The organism is Pseudomonas sp. BS3767 (genome assembly GCF_900099665.1).
In the GTDB taxonomy this organism is placed as follows: domain Bacteria; phylum Pseudomonadota; class Gammaproteobacteria; order Pseudomonadales; family Pseudomonadaceae; genus Aquipseudomonas; species Aquipseudomonas cerasi.
Map to the genome: position 1 here is coordinate 367,191 of NZ_FNCX01000003.1, position 16,794 is coordinate 383,984.

The 16,794-nt window shown below is 59.8% G+C and carries 16 protein-coding genes; 4 read left to right on the top strand and 12 right to left on the bottom strand.

Annotated features, from left to right (window positions below):
- Positions 1 to 7 precede the first annotated feature (7 nt).
- Positions 8 to 388 carry a glyoxalase superfamily protein gene (locus tag BLR16_RS10755; RefSeq protein ID WP_054080705.1) on the bottom strand — a complete coding sequence of 127 codons (381 nt, stop codon included), beginning with the start codon at positions 386 to 388 and terminating at the stop codon, positions 8 to 10.
- Between the two features lie 39 nt (positions 389 to 427).
- Entirely contained in the window at positions 428 to 1,849 is a 1,422-nt protein-coding gene (locus tag BLR16_RS10760) for a sugar porter family MFS transporter (RefSeq protein ID WP_032609497.1), read from the bottom strand.
- 380 nt (positions 1,850 to 2,229) lie between these two features.
- Between BLR16_RS10760 and BLR16_RS10765 the strand changes: the two genes are divergently transcribed.
- The gene (locus BLR16_RS10765; protein WP_054080706.1) at positions 2,230 to 2,646 is read left to right on the top strand and encodes an ester cyclase; all 417 of its coding nucleotides are present in this window, start codon (positions 2,230 to 2,232) and stop codon (positions 2,644 to 2,646) included.
- Between the two features lie 96 nt (positions 2,647 to 2,742).
- Positions 2,743 to 3,369 carry a glutathione S-transferase family protein gene (locus BLR16_RS10770; RefSeq protein WP_003433501.1) on the top strand — a complete coding sequence of 209 codons (627 nt, stop codon included), beginning with the start codon at positions 2,743 to 2,745 and terminating at the stop codon, positions 3,367 to 3,369.
- A gap of 229 nt (positions 3,370 to 3,598) precedes the next feature.
- On the opposite strand, the gene BLR16_RS10775 is transcribed toward BLR16_RS10770, so the two are convergent.
- From BLR16_RS10775 to BLR16_RS10810, 8 genes are all read right to left on the bottom strand, one after another.
- Positions 3,599 to 3,760, bottom strand: coding sequence for a DUF2986 domain-containing protein (locus BLR16_RS10775; protein WP_074805663.1), 162 nt, complete (start codon positions 3,758 to 3,760; stop codon positions 3,599 to 3,601).
- Between the two features lie 63 nt (positions 3,761 to 3,823).
- Positions 3,824 to 5,569, bottom strand: a complete 1,746-nt coding sequence (locus BLR16_RS10780) for an OPT family oligopeptide transporter (protein ID WP_003433497.1) — start codon at positions 5,567 to 5,569, stop codon at positions 3,824 to 3,826.
- Between the two features lie 156 nt (positions 5,570 to 5,725).
- Positions 5,726 to 6,259, bottom strand: a complete 534-nt coding sequence (locus tag BLR16_RS10785) for a P-loop nucleotide/nucleoside kinase family protein (protein WP_072365592.1) — start codon at positions 6,257 to 6,259, stop codon at positions 5,726 to 5,728.
- 143 nt (positions 6,260 to 6,402) lie between these two features.
- Complete coding sequence (locus BLR16_RS10790; protein WP_065349202.1) at positions 6,403 to 7,356, bottom strand: alpha/beta hydrolase; 954 nt, start codon at positions 7,354 to 7,356, stop codon at positions 6,403 to 6,405.
- A gap of 48 nt (positions 7,357 to 7,404) precedes the next feature.
- On the bottom strand, positions 7,405 to 8,424 hold the full coding sequence (locus BLR16_RS10795) for a transketolase family protein (protein WP_074805660.1): 1,020 nt from the start codon (positions 8,422 to 8,424) through the stop codon (positions 7,405 to 7,407).
- Positions 8,421 to 9,269 (bottom strand): transketolase, encoded by an 849-nt coding sequence (locus BLR16_RS10800; protein WP_074805657.1) that lies wholly within the window; start codon positions 9,267 to 9,269, stop codon positions 8,421 to 8,423. Before BLR16_RS10800 ends, BLR16_RS10795 begins: the two co-directional genes overlap by 4 nt.
- An 18-nt stretch (positions 9,270 to 9,287) precedes the next feature.
- Positions 9,288 to 10,589 (bottom strand): MFS transporter, encoded by a 1,302-nt coding sequence (locus tag BLR16_RS10805; RefSeq protein ID WP_024662124.1) that lies wholly within the window; start codon positions 10,587 to 10,589, stop codon positions 9,288 to 9,290.
- A gap of 100 nt (positions 10,590 to 10,689) precedes the next feature.
- Positions 10,690 to 11,439 carry an SDR family NAD(P)-dependent oxidoreductase gene (locus tag BLR16_RS10810; RefSeq protein ID WP_003365186.1) on the bottom strand — a complete coding sequence of 250 codons (750 nt, stop codon included), beginning with the start codon at positions 11,437 to 11,439 and terminating at the stop codon, positions 10,690 to 10,692.
- 188 nt (positions 11,440 to 11,627) lie between these two features.
- Between BLR16_RS10810 and BLR16_RS10815 the strand changes: the two genes are divergently transcribed.
- Positions 11,628 to 12,545 (top strand): LysR substrate-binding domain-containing protein, encoded by a 918-nt coding sequence (locus tag BLR16_RS10815; RefSeq protein WP_003433485.1) that lies wholly within the window; start codon positions 11,628 to 11,630, stop codon positions 12,543 to 12,545.
- A gap of 87 nt (positions 12,546 to 12,632) precedes the next feature.
- Here BLR16_RS10815 and BLR16_RS10820 read toward each other — a convergent pair whose 3' ends face one another.
- Positions 12,633 to 13,577, bottom strand: a complete 945-nt coding sequence (locus BLR16_RS10820; protein WP_058397429.1) for a bestrophin family protein — start codon at positions 13,575 to 13,577, stop codon at positions 12,633 to 12,635.
- Between the two features lie 342 nt (positions 13,578 to 13,919).
- Between BLR16_RS10820 and BLR16_RS10825 the strand changes: the two genes are divergently transcribed.
- Positions 13,920 to 15,371, top strand: coding sequence for a type III effector (locus BLR16_RS10825; protein ID WP_074805653.1), 1,452 nt, complete (start codon positions 13,920 to 13,922; stop codon positions 15,369 to 15,371).
- 83 nt (positions 15,372 to 15,454) lie between these two features.
- Here the strand turns inward: BLR16_RS10825 and BLR16_RS10830 are convergent, their stop codons facing one another.
- Positions 15,455 to 16,747, bottom strand: coding sequence for a pectate lyase (locus tag BLR16_RS10830; RefSeq protein WP_074805651.1), 1,293 nt, complete (start codon positions 16,745 to 16,747; stop codon positions 15,455 to 15,457).
- Between the last annotated feature and the right edge of the window lie 47 nt (positions 16,748 to 16,794).

Sequence of the window (16,794 nt, forward strand, 5' to 3'; positions counted from 1 at the left end):
AGGGTTCTCAGCTCTCGCAGAACCTGAGCCGGTTACCGAACGGGTCGCAGACTTCCAGTGTCTTTCCCCAGCCTTGCTGAACGATGTCCGGGCGGGCGTAGCCATACTGCTTGCCGATCAGTTCATCGCGCAATTGCTCGATGTTCTGCGTCGGGATGAACACCGCCGCACCTGGACAGGCATCACCGTGATGTTCGGAAAGGTGCAGGTTCAGCCCATTACGGCTGATGCCCAGATACAACGGCAGATCCGCTTCGAAGCGGTGCTCGAATTCAATGCTGAAACCGAGAAAGTCGATGTAAAACTCACGCGCCTTGCGTTCATCGAATATCCGCAGGATCGGGATGGCACTGGTGAAGGTCACGGTGGCTGGCTCGGTCGTGGGCATCGCTATTCCTTTAGTTGAGGTTCAGTGGACAGGCGCCCATTACAGCTCTTTCTTCAAATGTTTTTCGATTTGCTCCAGTGACTTGCCCTTGGTTTCCGGCAGGCACAGGAACACGAAAATCAACGAGCCAATGTTGATGGCGGCGAAGATGAAGAACGTCGGGTTGCCGATGGTATCGACCGCAATCGGGAATGTGAACGCTACCGATGCGTTGAACAGCCACTGCATCGATACCGCCGTGCCGGTCAGCAAGCCGCGTACCTGCATGGGGAACAGTTCTGACATCAGCAGCCAGTAAACCGGCGAGATGCACATCTGCATGAACAGCAGAAACACCAGGATGCAGGCGAGGGCGGTGTAGCTCTGGGTCATGTTCTGCGGCATGAACTGCAACACGCAACCGAGCGCTGCCTGCATCAGAATGACGATGACCAGACCGGTCATCAGCAAATGCCGGCGCCCGTAGCGGCCGATGGCCCAGATGCCCAGCAAGGTCGCGATGACTGATACCACGCCGTTGCCGATCGTTGCGGTCAACGCAGCGTTAGTGCCCATCCCGGTGTTCTTGAGAATGATCGGCGTGTAGTACATAAACGCGTTCACCCCCGTGAACTGCGCGGTGAAGCCCAGCCCTACACCGATCAGCAACAACTTGATGACCCAGCGCTGACGCAGCAACTCTCTTGCTTTCGGGCGATGGCGAGCTTCTTCGTCCTGCGCCTTCATCTCGTCGACTTCACGCTGCGCGTCCTGTTTGCTGGGGCGCAGTTGCTCCAGCACGTCCTGCGCTTCGTCGAAACGGCCTTTGGAGGCCAGCCAGCGCGGCGACGCAGGTACGAAGAACGTACCAACCAGCAGCAACACCCCTGGCACCATAGCGACGGCCAACATGTAACGCCAGATCCCCGGCGTATGCAGCAAGGCCGCCATGACCGCACTCAGCACATAGGCGAGCAGCTGGCCGCTGACGATCATCAGTTCGTTACGGCTGACCAGCCGCGCACGCCGTGACGGACCTGCGATCTCGGCGATGAACACCGGCACTGTTGCAGAGCCGCCGCCCACTGCGATACCCAGCAGGAAGCGCGCTGCGATCATGAACGGAATGGACGGCGCAATAGCAGTGCCCAGTGCGCCCGCAATAAAGAGCACTGACAGCAGGCGTAAGGTGAGGCGGCGTCCGAAGCGGTCGGAGATATAACCACTGGCAAGCGAGCCGAACGCGGCGCCGACAATCAGTGACGCGGTGACCATCCCTTCGCTGTAAGCATCCAGACCCAGCCCGCCCTGATCGGCGGGCAGTGTCATGAACGGCAGGGCACCGGCGATGATGCCAGTGTCATACCCGAACGCCAGTGCGCCCATGGTCGCCACAAGCACAGAGATAAAGATGAGTCGATTCGATGAAGCGCGTTGCCGGCCTTGCTGACCCGCCGCTGCTGAGGTGCTACTTGAAGACATGAATCTGAAGTCCTTGGCTTGAAACCAGCGTTGCGCCAGTACATGGATGTCACGCTTAGGGCGGTGTCGGCCGTGCTAGTTCCCTACAAACCTGCTCAGGATTGTTTTCCTGGCGAAAGCCTTGAGCTTGAGGCTGCTGAAACGATTAACTTTTCCTTGTCATAAACGCCCCTGTTTCCCCCTTTCGCTGTCAATGAAATTCAGTTTTTTTGACTGGTAAAAAATGCTGTTCATTGATTTCCAAGCAGTTTTTATCTGGCACATGCGCTGCTGTCATTACTCACTCTCTGCGCCGCTCATAAGCGCTACAGTAAGACAGCAGAGGTGTGCGGCCTTTTCAACGAGGCTGCGTCGGTATCTTTTGAAAAAGAGGGCGCAACATGAACCTGGCCGAGCAGTACCGTGCCTACATCGCCTGTCTCAACGAGCGTCGCTGGCAGGACCTGGGCAATTTCGTCGACGACGGTGTGCACTACAACGGCGAGCGGATCAGTCTGGCCGGTTACCGGGCGATGCTGGAAAACGACGTCAGGATCATTCCCGACCTGCGTTTCAATATCGACCTGCTGGTGGTCGAAGCGCCACAGATTGCCGCCCGTCTGCTCTTCAACTGCTCGCCGCAAGGGCGTTTTCTCGGGCTGGAGGCGCGTGGCCAACGCATTACCTTCAGCGAGAACGTGTTCTATACCTTTGCTGACGGCAAGATCATCGGCGTCTGGTCGGTCATTGATAAAGCGGCAGTGGAGCGCGAGCTTCGTGGCGAAGCGGCGGGCGCCTCGAGTGACAGAAGCACCTGAATGAATTCGTTACGTTCATCGAAGTAAAATCATTTCAGGGCACTACGGGGTAGTAGCGCAGTCTTTTTTAGACACTCTCACCCGGCGGAGCCTCACATGATCACTGTCCATCACCTGAACAACTCACGTTCGCAGCGTATTCTGTGGCTGCTCGAAGAGCTCGACCTGCCCTACGAAATCAAACGTTATCAGCGCGACCCGAAAACCAACCTTGCGCCACCCGAGCTCAAGGCCGTGCATCCGCTGGGCAAATCACCTGTCATCGAAGATGGCCCGCATGTCGTCATCGAGTCCGGTGCCATTGTCGACTACCTGATTCGCCGTCATGGCGACGGTCGTCTGCAGCCGGACCCGGCCAGCGCTACCTACGACGAATACGTGCAATGGCTGCACTTCGCTGAAGGCTCGGCGATTCTGCCGCTGATGCTCAACCTGTACGTCGGGCGCCTGGGTAACGCAGGTGCGCCGTTGCATCCGCGTATCCAGTCGGAGCTGGCCAACTACCTGGGCTATCTGAACGAGGCTCTGGGGCTGACGCCGTATCTGCTTGGCGACGAGCTGAGTGGTGCGGACATTCAGATGAGCTTCATCGGCGAGTTTGCCAAGGCCCAGGGAATGCTGCAGCCGTACCCGAACGTGACCGCGTGGGTTGAAAGGCTGCAGGGCAGACCTGCGTACCGCAAGGCTTTGGAGCAGGGCGGGGAATATTCCTTTGCCAAGTAACCGCCGTGCCTGAAGCGCTTGCGCGGCATGATACTCGGGCTGATCGTTCCTCACGCTTCAGCGTGTAGATGCAGTTCTCGACGCTCTGCGTCGCAAGAGGACGCGGAGCGTCCAGAAAGGCATACGACGCAGAGCGTCGCACGATAGTTGCGATGATCGTTCCGCACGCTCCAGCGTGGGAATGCAGTTCTCGACGCTCTGCGTCGCACGATGGCGCTTACGTGGCGGGTCAGCCTTCGGACTGGCTGTTGGATTCCTGATCCGCTTCGGCCGCCAGCTTCACGCGGTCGGCCTTGCTGATGTATTTGGTCTTGCTCTGCGGGGCCAGTTTGGCGCTGGCTTTTTTGGCATGAGCTTTCAGCAACTGCTGGATTTTCTTGCGACGATTCATATTCTTCAACTCGCTTGCACAGGCGCGAATCATAGCAGTTTGCCTGTCGCACCATGCATGCGACTACCCGCCGTTCTGAACCATTTGCCACAACGACGCACCGACGCCGGTAATGCTCTCGCCGGCAATCAGGCCTGCCGCCGCGGTGATGGCGAAGCGTTCGGTAAGTGACGGCCAGCGACAGTTCACCAGCCAGGTGAGCACCGCACCGAGCGCCATCATCAACGACACCGAGGCGGGCAGCACGAAGGCCAGGCCCAGGGCTGCGGCGCTGGGCAAGTACCGGGCGCGATACGCAGGTAGTGTGCTGTCGAGGATGCCCAGCAGCAAGCCGGCCAGACCGCCGATGAAAATCGCCCAGCGGATGCTTGCCGACAGCGAATCCAGACCGTGCGTCAGGGTCTGCGCCACAGCCTTCCAGGTCGCCACCGCCGGGGCTGGCCACTCCTCGGTGAGCAGCATCGATTGCGGGTCCGGGATCAGCGCCATATAAGCCAGGACCCCGACGATACTGCCGACGAAAATCCCCAGTGTCTGGGCGATCAATTGTTTGCGCGGCGTGGCGCCAATCGCCCGGCCTACCTTGAAGTCGTTCATCAAATCGGTGCATTGCCCGGCTGAACCGCCTGCGGTGTTGGCGCTCATCAGGTTGATCGGCACCTGACCGGGCGCGACGATACCGAAGCTCAGTTGCGATAACTGCCCGATTGCGCCGATGGGCGGGATACCCGTGGCACCGACCACACGAGCCGCCACGGCCGCCAGGCAGATCGCCAGAGGAATGGTCAGCAATGCCATCCACAGATTGATACCGAACAACAGCGCCTGCAGGCTGACCACCAACAGGATCGCCAGCGCAAAACCGGCGGCCGGCCCGGGCTTGGGCATTGACCAGGGCGTCCCGCCGCTGGCTTTGGTAGACGCGTGCAGTGTCCACAGGCGGATAGCCAGCGAAGCCAGCGTCGAACAGACCATCAGGCTCACGCCCGGCCACAGCAACCATTCCACCAGCGCGGCGAACTGCGGGCCGCTGCTGTCGGACGGCAACGTCACCAGCCCCTGTTCCAGCAGCCACGGCGCCAGGCCACCCCAGGCCAGCACGGCACCGATCAGCAGGGTCAAGCCGACGCGAATACCGATAATCGCCCCGAACCCCACCAGCAGCAGCGAAGGGTCCGCGGTAAAGGTCAGGCGCTCCAACTGAGCGCTCGGCGACCAGCGCGGGAACGCCCATACGAACGTGTCGATCCACTTGGCCAGCGCCGACAGCAACGCGGTACTGAGCAACACCTTGAGGCGCGTCGCAGCTTCACGGCCGTGATTGTAGATGTGCAGGAGGGTTTCCAGAGTGGCCATGCCTTCGGGAAACTTCAGCGATGTGTCATTGAGCAGTGACGGCCGCAAATACCAGGCAATCCAGATCCCCAGAAAGCTCACCGAAAAGACCCAGGCGATCATCGGGATGGCGTCCAATTGCTGGCCTGTCAGCAAGGTATAAGCCGGAATCGGCGCGACCAGCCCGCCGGAAATGATCGACGCAGCGGCCGAGGCGACCGTCTGATTGATGTTGCTCTCATGCAGCGTCCACGGCAGCTGCCCGGAGGCGCGCTTCGACAGCCCTTGCCAGATCGCATAACCGATCAACAGCGCAATGATTGACATGTTGAACGACCAGCCGATCTTCAACCCGGCGTACACATTGGAAGGCGTCAGCAGGATACCGAGCACAACCCCGGTAATCACCGCGCGCAGACTGAGCTCACGCTCGACAGGGCTGGCAAGAGGGTTCGATGGTGAGGTCGAAAGCATGCGAATTCCTTTCGGCAATGAGACAAGGCAACCTATAAAGTGAGCGCCATATCGGCCGAAGGTTCATATGGCAGGCTTCGTTGTGGAGTGGCGTTAAGGCATCCGTTTGTCCCGATCTTTGCCGACCGGCTACGCAGGGTGCCTGTTGCGGGAGCATCAGAAATCAGACTCTTGGAAGGACGTCGCCACGCGCCCTCTGATGAATGACAGGCGGTGAACCAGGATATCCAGCCCCTCGTCAGTGTGTGGAGTCTGGAAGTAGCGCGTGATCAGCCTGAACTCCGCATCTGTAGCCGCAAAGTCATGCTCTGCTGTTTCGTTACGAGCATGCAGTCTGGCAAGGCAAATATCATCTTCCACATCGAGATAGTGCAGTCGATGCTTAACCTGAGCGTCTTCAGCCAGGCTGCGAAGCCACTGGCGGTCGGCAAGCGTATTGGCTGGGAAATCCAGAACCACGCACATGCCGGACTTCAGCATGTCGATGACCAAAGGGCCGATGATGTCGCGAATCCGATGGGCCAGACGCACGTAGTCCGCCACTGATTTGATCTCGTCAGGGTAGAGCCGAGAGAGCCATTGATCTTCACTGAGCAGGATCGCTGAATGCTCGGTCGCGATTGATTTTGCCAGTGTCGATTTACCGGATGCGATCTTGCCGCACAGCAGGTGAAGTTTCGTGGCGAGCATCAAGGCGTGTCCCTTTTCCAGTCGTAAGGTGTGCATTCCTGAGCAGAGGCGAGTCCGTGACCCTGCGGGAGGCTCTCAGCCAAGCACATTCAGCGCATCATTGAAATGGCACTCGCGATCGTCACCGCAACATGCGCGTCATTCTAATCGCATAACCCTGCTGCGATCATCCTGCGCACGGCCCGGGCAATATCTTGCGTAGCCTGCGCGGTCTGCTCGCCTGGCAACTGATCGAACATATGCGGCACGCCTGGGTAGACATGCAATTCCACCGGCACCCCAGAGCGCGACAGGGTCAGCGCGAATGCCAGGTCCTCTTCCAGAAAGAGATCGAGTGCGCCAACGCAGATGAAAGTGGGCGGCAGATCGCTCAGGTCGGTGGCCAGTGCGGGGGAGAACAGGGCTTTGCGATCATCGTCCAGTGCGTAGGCACCGCGCAGGCATTCCCAGCAAAAATGATTGGCCTGACGCGACCAGCTGAAAGTGCCGGTAGTCGGGTTGGCTGACGGAGCGTCGGGTGTGCCTGTACGGTGATCCAGCATCGGGTAGATCAGCACCAGGCCGGCGATGGTCCGCAGACCTCTGTTTCTTGCCAGCAGGGCGAGCGCGGCAGCAAGCCCGCCGCCGGCGCTGTGGCCCATGATCACCAGGTTGCGGGTGTCCATGCCCTGCGTCAGCCCGTTGCTCAATACCCACTCCAGCGCTGCGTAACAGTCCTCCAGCGGGATCGGGAATGGATGCTCGGGTGCAAGCCGGTAGTCGACGGCAATGACTATTGCCTGGAGCTCGACGGCCAGCGTTGCGAGATAGTCATCGGCCATCTCCGGGCTGCCCAGTACAAAGCCGCCCCCGTGGATATACAGGATGACGGGGAGTCCAGAGTGAGAGAGCGAAAGGTCCGGACGATAAAGACATAACCTGACGCCGTTGTCCGAATCGGAGGAGGTCCAGTGTTGCTCGCCGCGCTTTGTGGCGGCGGTTGCCCATGAGGCGCTGACGCGAGCCCTGATGTCGGCAAGGGTGTGCAGCGTCCAGTTGCTCGACGGCTCGTCCATGAACCAACGATAGGCCGGGTCCAGTAATTCATCGGCGTTCAATACGTGCTCCCGAGGCGCAGGGAGATAAGCCCCTGCGCCTGTCAGTGCTTAAAGCCACGCCTTGATTTGCGTACAGACGGCGGGCGTGGAAATGCCATAACGGTCATGCAGTGTAGGCAGCGCGCCAGCGTCGAGAAAAGCGTCCGGCAGGGCGATCTGCCTGAACGTGGGGGTCACGCCATTGCGCAGCAGCAGCGTCGCCACTGCTTCGCCCAGCCCTCCAATGACCGAATGGTTTTCGGCCGTCACCACCAGCCGGCCCGGCTTTCTGGCTTCAGCGAGTATGGTTTGTTCGTCCAGCGGTTTGATGGTCGGTACGTGCAGCACTGCCACGTCGATACCGTCAGCCTGCAGCTGCTTGGCCGCTTCCAGTGCACGCATGGTCATCAGACCGGTGGCAATGATCAACACGTCGTTGCCGGTGCGCAGGGTCTTGGCTTTGCCAATCTCGAATGTGTAACCGTATTCGTCCAGCACCAAGGGCACGTTACCGCGCAGCAGGCGCATGTACACCGGGCCCTGATGTGCTGCGATCGCAGGGACCGCCTGTTCTATTTCCAGTGCATCACAGGGGTCGACGATCATCAGATTGGGCATGGCGCGAAAGATCGCCAGGTCGTCGGTGGCCTGATGGCTCGGCCCGTAACCTGTGGTCAGGCCCGGCAGACCGCATACGATTTTGACGTTGAGGTTATCTTCGGCAATCGCCATGCAGATGAAGTCGTAAGCGCGACGCGAGGCGAACACCGCATAAGTGGTCGCAAAAGGTACAAAACCCTCCCTGGCCATGCCGGCCGCTGCGCTCATCAGCAACTGTTCGGCCATGCCCATTTGATAGAAACGTTCGGGATGCGCCTTGGCGAAGATGTGCAGGTCGGTGTATTTCGACAGGTCAGCCGACAGCCCGACGATATCCTGATGTTGCTCCGCGAGCGCCGCCAATGCATGGCCGAACGGAGCCGGGCGAGTGGCCTGACCCTCGGACGCGATAGACGCGATCATTGCCGAGGTGGTCAGTTTTTTCTTCGTGGCAACGGACGGAGACGGTGTGTGATTGGCAGAGCTCATACGATTTTCCCCTCGTCGAGGTTATTCAGTGCGATGTCCCATTCGTGCTCATCCACACGGATGAAGTGGGTCTTTTCACGGGTTTCCAGAAACGCCACGCCCTTGCCCATTTTGGTGTCGCAGATGATGACCCTGGGCTGCGTTCCGTCGTGCTGGCGCGCGTTGTCGAAGGCGGCGACGAGCGCGTCCAGATCGTTGCCGTCGACCCGTTGGGTAAACCAGCCAAACGCCTGCCAGCGATCGACAATGGGTTCGAACGCCAGTACCTCACTGGAGTGACCATCGGCCTGTTGGTTGTTCACATCGATGATCGCGATCAGGTTGTCCAGCTTCCAGTGCGAGGCGGACATGGCCGCTTCCCAGGTGGAGCCTTCATTCAGCTCGCCGTCCGACAGCAGGTTGTAGACGAAAGAACGCGAGTTCTTGCGTTTCAAACCCAGACAGGCCCCTACGGCAATGCCCAGCCCGTGACCCAGTGAGCCACCGGTGATTTCCATGCCGGGGGTGTAGGTGGCCATTCCGGACATGGGCAATCGGCTGTCGTCGGAGCCATAGGTTTCCAGCTCATCGAGCGGGATGATGTCGGCCTCGATCAGCGCCGCGTACAGCGCAATGGCGTAGTGGCCGATCGACAGATAAAAGCGGTCACGCTGTTCCCATTCAGGGTCTTCAGGGCGATAGTTCAGCGCGTGAAAATAGGACACGGCGAGCAGGTCCGCAGCGCCCAGCGCCTGTCCGACATAACCCTGGCCCTGAACCTGGCCCATGCGTAATGCGTGTCGACGAATGTTATGAGCACGCTGCGCCAGCGAAGTGGAAGGCGCAGGTAAAGTAGTGGCTGTCATGGTGATTACTCCGTTGACTCAACGATTGACCGAGGCGGCAGGGATGCGCAGCACCAGATAGGCGCCGATGAACAGCACGCCGGTAATCAGGTACATGCCAATGGCGCTTGAGCCGGTCGTGGTGGTGATCCAGCCGATCAGGTAGGGCGAACAGAAGCCCGCGAGATTGGCGAAACTGTTGATTCCGGCGATCCCGGCGGCCGCCGATACCCCGCCCAGCAGGGTGGTGGGCAGCATCCAGAACAGCGACGATGCCGAGAGAATGCCTGCTGCGGCGAGGCACAGGCTGAGCACCGAGAGCAGCAGATTGCCGCCGAACAGCGCTGCCAGGCTCAGCCCGAGCGCGCCTGCGATCATCGGCCCGACTAGGTGCCAGCGGCGTTCTCGATGCTTGTCGCCGCTGCGCCCCATCAACAGCATCACGACGATTGCGCACAGGTAGGGAAGGCTGGTCATCAGGCCGATATGCAGCGGGTCGGAAACGCCTGCATTGCGAATCAGCGTAGGCAGCCAGAAGGTGATTGCGTACTGGCCCATCACCACGCAGAAGTAGATGCACGCCAGCAGCCACAGACGCTTGTCGCGAATGAAGGCGCCTACCGACGCGTGTACCACTTTCTGGCTGTTGTCCTCTTGCAGCTCCTTGTTGACCAGTTCCTTTTCTTCGGCAGACAGCCATGTCGCCTGATGCACGCCATCTTTGAGATAGCTCAGGACCAGCAAGCCGACGATCACCGTCGGGATCGCTTCGAGGACGAACATCCATTGCCAGCCGGCCCATCCATGAACGCCTGCGAAGCGGGTCATGATGTAGCCCGACAGCGGGCCGCCGATCATGCCGGACAGCGGGATGGCGATGAACCACAGCACGGTCATGCGCGCGCGGCGATAAGAGGGGAACCAGTACGTCAGGTACAGCAGCAGACCGGGTGCCAAACCGGCTTCCGCCACCCCGAGCAGAAAGCGCAGGGCGTAGAACTGCCAGGCAGTTTCGACCAAGGCGAAGAGCGCGGAAATAATCCCCCAGGAGATCATGATGCGGGCGATCCAGCGTCTGGCACCGACCCGGTGCAGGATCAGGTTGCTGGGCACCTCACAGAGGAAATAGCCGATGAAAAACATGCCTGCACCCAGCCCGTAAACGGTTTCGCTGAAGGCCAGGTCGTTCATCATCTGCAGCTTGGCGAAGCCGACATTGACCCGATCCAAGTACGCGCACAGGTAGCACAGCATCAGGAACGGCATCAGTCGCCAGGCGGTCTTGCGGTAGGCATTGGCGCGCGTGGTCGACACCGCGTCGAGGGTCATGGTGGTTATCATGATGGTCTGATCTCTTGTTTTTATAGATCGCCAGGCAACCGCCTGGCGTATCGTCGATCCAGAACAAACACAGGCTGTTTGCCAGCCCGTCCACTCGCGGTCAGTGAATCAGCATGCCGCCGTTCACATCCAGCGTGATACCGGTGAGGTAGGACGACAGGTCGCTGGCCAGAAACAGCGCGGCATTGGCCACGTCCTGCGCTGCGCCCAGGCGGCCCAAGGGAATGCCGTCGATGATCGCGTGGCGTCGCTCATCCTGCATCAGACCGCCGGTGATATCGGTATGAATCAGGCCAGGGGCGATGGAGTTGACACGCACCTGATCGGGGCCGAATTCCCGCGCCATTGCTTTGCCAAGTCCCAGCACGCCGGCTTTCGCGGCGCTGTAATGAGGCCCGCCGAAAATGCCGCCGCCGCGCTGGGCGGAAACCGAAGACATGCACACGATACTGCCCGAGGACTGGGCGCGCATGGTCGGGATCACCGCTTGCGACATGAGCAAGGTGCCGCGCAGGCTGACGTCGAGCACCTTGTCGTAATCGGAAGGGCGGATGTCCAGGGTCTTGATGGGTTGTGTGATACCGGCGTTATTCACCAGAATGTCGATGCGACCATAGTGCGCGATGATTTTGCTGACGGCCTCGTGAACCTGACGTTCGTCGGCGACGTTGGCCGCCAGGCCGAGATGACCTTCGCCCAGTGCGGCGGCGGCATCGCGTGCTGCGGACTCGTCGAGATCGATAATCACCACGCGTGCGCCGTGGTTGGCGAAGGTGATCGCGGTTGCGCGACCGATACCGCGTTCCGACGCCGCGCCGGTGATCACTGCAATTTTGCCTTGAAGTAGCATGAGGGTTACCTCTGATTATTGTTATTGGGTTCGATTCGGGTGATCGATGACTTCAGAGTGTTCCCGGTGCCGATCCTGAGCAATGCCGCAAAAATCACTGGATGCTGAAAAAAATTCACCTCTCGTCAATTCGACAGGCGAGTGGTTGAATGAATGAAACTCGAATAATCGGACACATCGGAGCATCCATGCGGCCTGATGACGATGCACCGCTGAGCCTGCCACCGCTGAAAGCGCTTCAGGCTTTCGAGCAGACGGCGCGCTTTGGCAACCTGGCAAGAGCCGCCGAAGTACTGGATCTGACGCCGTCGGCGGTCAGTCACCAACTGGCCCGGCTGGAGGCCTTGATTGGTCGCCAGCTGTTCGTTCGGGCCGCCCGTGGTGTGACCCTGACGCCGGTCGGTGAGCAGTATCTGAAAGATGTCTCCGGAGTGCTGCACAGTCTCGCCGTCGCCACCGAGCGTGCCGCCAGCGATGTCAGCCTCGATTGCCTGCGTCTGCATTCTGCGCCCAGTTTCGGGCTGCTGTGGCTGATGCCCAGGCTGGAAGCCTTTCGCGTAAGCCATCCGGACATTCAGATCAACCTGTCGTGTTCTTACGAGTCGCTGCATTTCAGCAGGGACAAGATCGACGTCGATATCCGGCATGGCAGGCCGAACTGGCCGAGTTATGAAGTGCGCACCTTGCGTGACGAGAAATTCGCTGTGCTGGCGTCTCCGCAGCTATTGGCGCGACGTCCGGTAGAGAGCGCCGCTGGCTTGCTCGACCGCGAACTGATTCTCTCCGAGGCCACACTGCTGAAATGGCCTGAATGGTTTGCCCGGCATGGTCTGGCTCGTCCGGAAAAGCCCTACGCGCTGAGTTTCGACCGCTCATACATGACGCTCGAAGCGGCCAGCCACGGTCTGGGGTTTGCATTGGAAAGTACGTTGCTGGCGCAAAAATACCTGGCCACGGGTGAGTTGATCGAAGTTGCCCCTCAAGCCCTGACTGCACCGGTCGCCGCGCACCATCTGGTATTCCCCAAGGCGCACTCCAGCTTCCCCAGAGTCAGGCGATTTCTGGAATGGATGGAAGGCGAACTGGGGCAGGGATTTGCGTTTTGAGCTGCACTGTCTGTGGTCTTGCAGTGTGAGGCCGGGCGTCCCGGATGGCGTGCCAATGTGGAACATCGGCACGCCAGTCAAACGCGTCTAAACGACCAGCCGATGCGGTTGCCAAGCGCTGCCCTGCTGATCTTGCGCGTCAATCACCAGACTTTGCCTTGCCGGTGCATCAAACATCGAGCGCAGGTTCTTTTCGATGGTGTTGCACAGGTCTTCCATGCGGATCCGGTGCTGGCTGGCGCCGAACGGGGCTTGCAGGTCAGTGCCGATGCGGTCCATTGCCAGCAGCATGCAGCCGACCACCGTGGATATCGCCGGGGTGAACCAGCCCAGAGTGGTCACCATGCTCAGCGGCATGATGATGCAGAACAGGGTACTGAACAGTCTGGGGAAATAGACATACGGGTAGGGCAGCGGCGTATTGGCGATGCGCTCCATCCCGCCCTGGCAGTTGGACAGTTCGACCATGGTCGACTCCAGTCGCGCCAGGCGGATGCTGTCGATTCGACCTCCGGCAAACTCTTCGGAGATCATGGCCGCCGAGCCATTGAGGATGTCATTGGGAAAGTTGTTGCTCTCTTTTGCGCGCTGAATCTCGGAATCCGATAACAGCCCTTCCAGTTTCGCTTTGCTGACATCGCCTTTCAAATGAGCGCGCAGTGCCCGCAGGTAAGCCACGTGACGATTGAACAGCACTTCTTTCACCGGGTTGCCGCGCTCATCGGCGTTGCCTTCAATCAAGGTCAGTACCTGACGGCCATAGCTGCGCGAGCTGTTGACCATCGCGCCCCATAACGTGCGTGCCTCCCACCAGCGGTTGTAGGCGCTGGAATTGCGAAAGCTGATCAGCACGATAAGCGCCGAGCACAACAGCGTAAGCGGCATCAGCGGGAGATCTATCCCAGCACCCTGGACCAACATGAAGTCCATGGTCACGGCCACGTCCCAGAGCAGAAGCCAGAACAGTGACCAGCCAACGTAGGTGACCGTTCTGCTGATGCACCGCCATTTTTTTTCAAAAGGACCAGACATTGCGGCACTCCTTTGCTGGGTTGGAAGAGGTTTGGCGCGGTCAATCAACACGCCACGCTGCAAACTTACTGACCGAGGCTTAAAGCTCGCTTAATTCTCCATGGTGGCGAAACAGTCACGCCTGTCTTGACCATGGCGGCCCATGCCGACAGCTGGAACCCCCGGCACAGTTGCGACCACACAGCCTTGTCGGTCCTCTTCGCTGACGGGCACCCGGACGTTTGCAATTCCTATCACTCTCGGACCGACGCCCCATTGCCTTGCCTGTTTACAAGCAAGTCGTCCGGCCAGACCCGTCTCGTCGCGTTGCTACGCAACTTACGCAATAGAGAGGGAGTTTCCATGAACATCAACCGAACCGGCAGCCCGCACCCCAGCATCGAGCTGGAGCGGTTTTATTCCACATCGGAATCGTTTGCCTCCAGTTCCGTACGCGAGCTCAGCAGTGCCGAGCAGACCAATCTGCAAGCCATTACCGATTACTTGAAAGATCATGTGTTCGCTGCGCACAAACTGCCGTTGAGTGAGTCGGCCGTCGACCAGGACGCTGTTCATGCGCATAACGAGCAGATCGACAACATCATCGATACTCGCGCCAGACGCTTGCTGGACGAGGGCGAAACGCCTGCCAGCATTGGCGAAACCTTCGCCAAGGCGGAGAAGTTCGACAGGATGGCAACCACCGCTTCGACCGCGCTACGTGCCACGCCGTTTGCCGCTGCGTCGGTGTTGCAGTACATGCAGCCTGCCATCAACAAGGGCGACTGGCTGCCGACGCCGCTCAAACCCCTGACGCCATTTGTATCCGGAGCGCTGTCCGGTGTCATGGATCAGGTGGGCACTACGGTCATGAATCGCGCCACGGGCGACCTGCACTACCTGAGTACCTCGCCTGAGAAACTGCATGATGCGATGGCTGCTTCCGTGAAGCGTCATTCGCCGGGTGTCATGCGTCAGGCGGTCGATCTGGGCATTGCCGTTCAGACTTACAGTGCGCGTAATGCGGTGCGTACCGTGCTGGCGCCAGCACTGGCATCCAGACCCGCCGTGCAGGGTGCGGTCGACATCAGCGTGTCGGCGGCAGGTGGCCTGGCGGCCAACGCGGGGTTCGGCAATCGGATGCTCAGTGTGCAGGCGCGTGATCACCTGCGCGGCGGTGCATTCGTGCTCGGCATCAAGGACAAGGAACCCAAGGCAGACTTGAGTGAAGAAACCGACTGGCTTGAGGCCTACAATGCGATCAAGTCAGCCAGCTACGCCGGCGCGGCGCTGAACGCCGGCAAGCGGATGGCGGGTCTGCCGCTTGACGTCGCCACCGACGGCCTGAAAGCGGTGAGAAGCCTGGTGTCGGCCACCGGTCTTGCGCAAAACGGGCTGGCCCTGGCGGGCGGCTTTGCCGGCGTGGGCAAATTGCAGGAGATGGCGACCAAAAATATCACTGACCCGGCCACCAAGGCGGCGGTCAGCCAACTGACCAATATGGCCGGCTCGGCAGGTGTGTTCGCAGCCTGGACCACGGCCGCAGTCGCAACCGATCCCGCAGTGAAAAAGGCCGAGTCGTTCTTGCAGGATACGGTTAAATCGGCGGCGTCGAGTTCGACCAGCTATGTAGCCGATCAGACTGTCAAGCTGGCCAGGGCGGGCATCGACGCGAGTAGTGAGGCGATTGCTGCGACGGGGGCATCCCTGCGTGACACATTACGTCGTCGCAATGCTCGTGAGCCGGACATCGAAGAGGGTGGCATTGCAGCGGGTTCACCGAGCGCGGTGCCGTTTCAGCCAGGGCGCTCATAAGCGTCTCCAACCATAGCCGGTAAAGGAAAGGGGCGCCCTCTACGGAATGCGCCCCTTTGCTTGTTCCTCATGTATGCGTCGTATCAAAGCTCGGTGTGCTGGGTAGACGCCTTGGTCTTGTCATAGGCGTGCTTGACGTCGCTCATGGCGATGTCGCCAGTGGCCAGCTTCAGGTTATCGCTGTCGCTTTTGACGAGTGCGAACTTGCCATGGGTGGCGTCCACGCCATTGAGCTCGACACTCATGTCATCAAACTGCTTGCCGCCATTGGTGCGGACCAGGGTACCGAAATCGGTGGCTTTGAAACCGTCGACTTTCAGGTGGGTATCAGCGTTGAGCTGAATGACCTTGTCATCGGCACCGTTGGCGCTGCTGTTAGTGATGTTCAGGTTGGTGACCTTTGCGCCTCCTTCGCCCTTGACCGTGATCATGTCTTCACCGACGTTCTGGGCGTGCACGTTATCAATGGTGACCTGCTCCGAGTTCTTGGCATTCACGTGGATGCCGTCGGCTTCGTTCTCACCCAAGTTCACGTTTTTCAGCACAGCGCCTTCGGCCAGTTCGAACAGGGGTTTCTGATGTTCGTCCTGGTCGCCGGTGCCCATCGACTTGTCGGCGGTAAAGGTTGCACCGTGGCCGTCATACACCTGGCCAGGACCGACTTCGATGGTGTCTTTCTCGACATTGACCTCGCCGGATTGCTCAAGAGAGCCCGTTGTATCCGAAACCGTGCCGTTGCCCGAGCTGCGGCCGGGATTGGCCAGTTGTGGGGTGACTTGAGGCGTTACGCTACCACCGCCACCGCCACCGGTTCCGTCCTCGGTCGAAGGCGTGCCGCTGCCGTCTGCGCCAGTCGACGCATAACTACCGCCGCCGTCACCTTCAGTGGTTGGGGATGTACCGCCACCATCGCCACCACCCGACGCTGCCGTTGTACCGCCGCCGCCGTCGTCACCGCCTGAAGCCGCCTCAGTACCACCGCCACCGCCTTCGGTCGATGGCGTACCGAGTCCGCCATTGTTCTGAAACGGGTCTTGCCACTCGTTGGAGTCCTGACCCGTGTCCTGTTTTTTATTGAGGTTCATGAGCATTTGCAGCAGCGATGTGACGAGCGCGCTGAGCAGCTTGACGACGTTGGACTGCGGGTCAGTTGCAGCACTGCTGTCGGTGGGGCTTTGAACCGTATTGTCGGGCTTTCCGAAACTGACGTCTTTCTGGCTGGCAGTGTCGAACAGCAGGGCACTCGGGTCGACGGCCTGTGCAGTGCTCTCATCGTTGAACGTATTGGTCTGTGGGCTCTTGCCGCTCAGCGCCGAGAAGTCCAACTGGGTTGAAGCGGGTTGGTAGGTGGTGGAGGAGTTGATACCGATGCTCATGGTGCTTTACCTCGATGGGATGGACATATGAACCAGCGTCGTCTTCC

Bases quoted from the DNA above. Each gene is read 5' to 3' on its own strand.
- BLR16_RS10755 (WP_054080705.1), bottom strand. From the start codon at position 388: ATGCCCACGACCGAGCCAGCCACCGTGACCTTCACCAGTGCCATCCCG.
- BLR16_RS10760 (WP_032609497.1), bottom strand. From the start codon at position 1,849: ATGTCTTCAAGTAGCACCTCAGCAGCGGCGGGTCAGCAAGGCCGGCAA.
- BLR16_RS10765 (WP_054080706.1), top strand. From the start codon at position 2,230: ATGAACCTGGCCGAGCAGTACCGTGCCTACATCGCCTGTCTCAACGAG.
- BLR16_RS10770 (WP_003433501.1), top strand. From the start codon at position 2,743: ATGATCACTGTCCATCACCTGAACAACTCACGTTCGCAGCGTATTCTG.
- BLR16_RS10775 (WP_074805663.1), bottom strand. From the start codon at position 3,760: ATGAATCGTCGCAAGAAAATCCAGCAGTTGCTGAAAGCTCATGCCAAA.
- BLR16_RS10780 (WP_003433497.1), bottom strand. From the start codon at position 5,569: ATGCTTTCGACCTCACCATCGAACCCTCTTGCCAGCCCTGTCGAGCGT.
- BLR16_RS10785 (WP_072365592.1), bottom strand. From the start codon at position 6,259: ATGCTCGCCACGAAACTTCACCTGCTGTGCGGCAAGATCGCATCCGGT.
- BLR16_RS10795 (WP_074805660.1), bottom strand. From the start codon at position 8,424: ATGAGCTCTGCCAATCACACACCGTCTCCGTCCGTTGCCACGAAGAAA.
- BLR16_RS10800 (WP_074805657.1), bottom strand. From the start codon at position 9,269: ATGACAGCCACTACTTTACCTGCGCCTTCCACTTCGCTGGCGCAGCGT.
- BLR16_RS10805 (WP_024662124.1), bottom strand. From the start codon at position 10,589: ATGATAACCACCATGACCCTCGACGCGGTGTCGACCACGCGCGCCAAT.
- BLR16_RS10810 (WP_003365186.1), bottom strand. From the start codon at position 11,439: ATGCTACTTCAAGGCAAAATTGCAGTGATCACCGGCGCGGCGTCGGAA.
- BLR16_RS10815 (WP_003433485.1), top strand. From the start codon at position 11,628: ATGCGGCCTGATGACGATGCACCGCTGAGCCTGCCACCGCTGAAAGCG.
- BLR16_RS10820 (WP_058397429.1), bottom strand. From the start codon at position 13,577: ATGTCTGGTCCTTTTGAAAAAAAATGGCGGTGCATCAGCAGAACGGTC.
- BLR16_RS10825 (WP_074805653.1), top strand. From the start codon at position 13,920: ATGAACATCAACCGAACCGGCAGCCCGCACCCCAGCATCGAGCTGGAG.
- BLR16_RS10830 (WP_074805651.1), bottom strand. From the start codon at position 16,747: ATGAGCATCGGTATCAACTCCTCCACCACCTACCAACCCGCTTCAACC.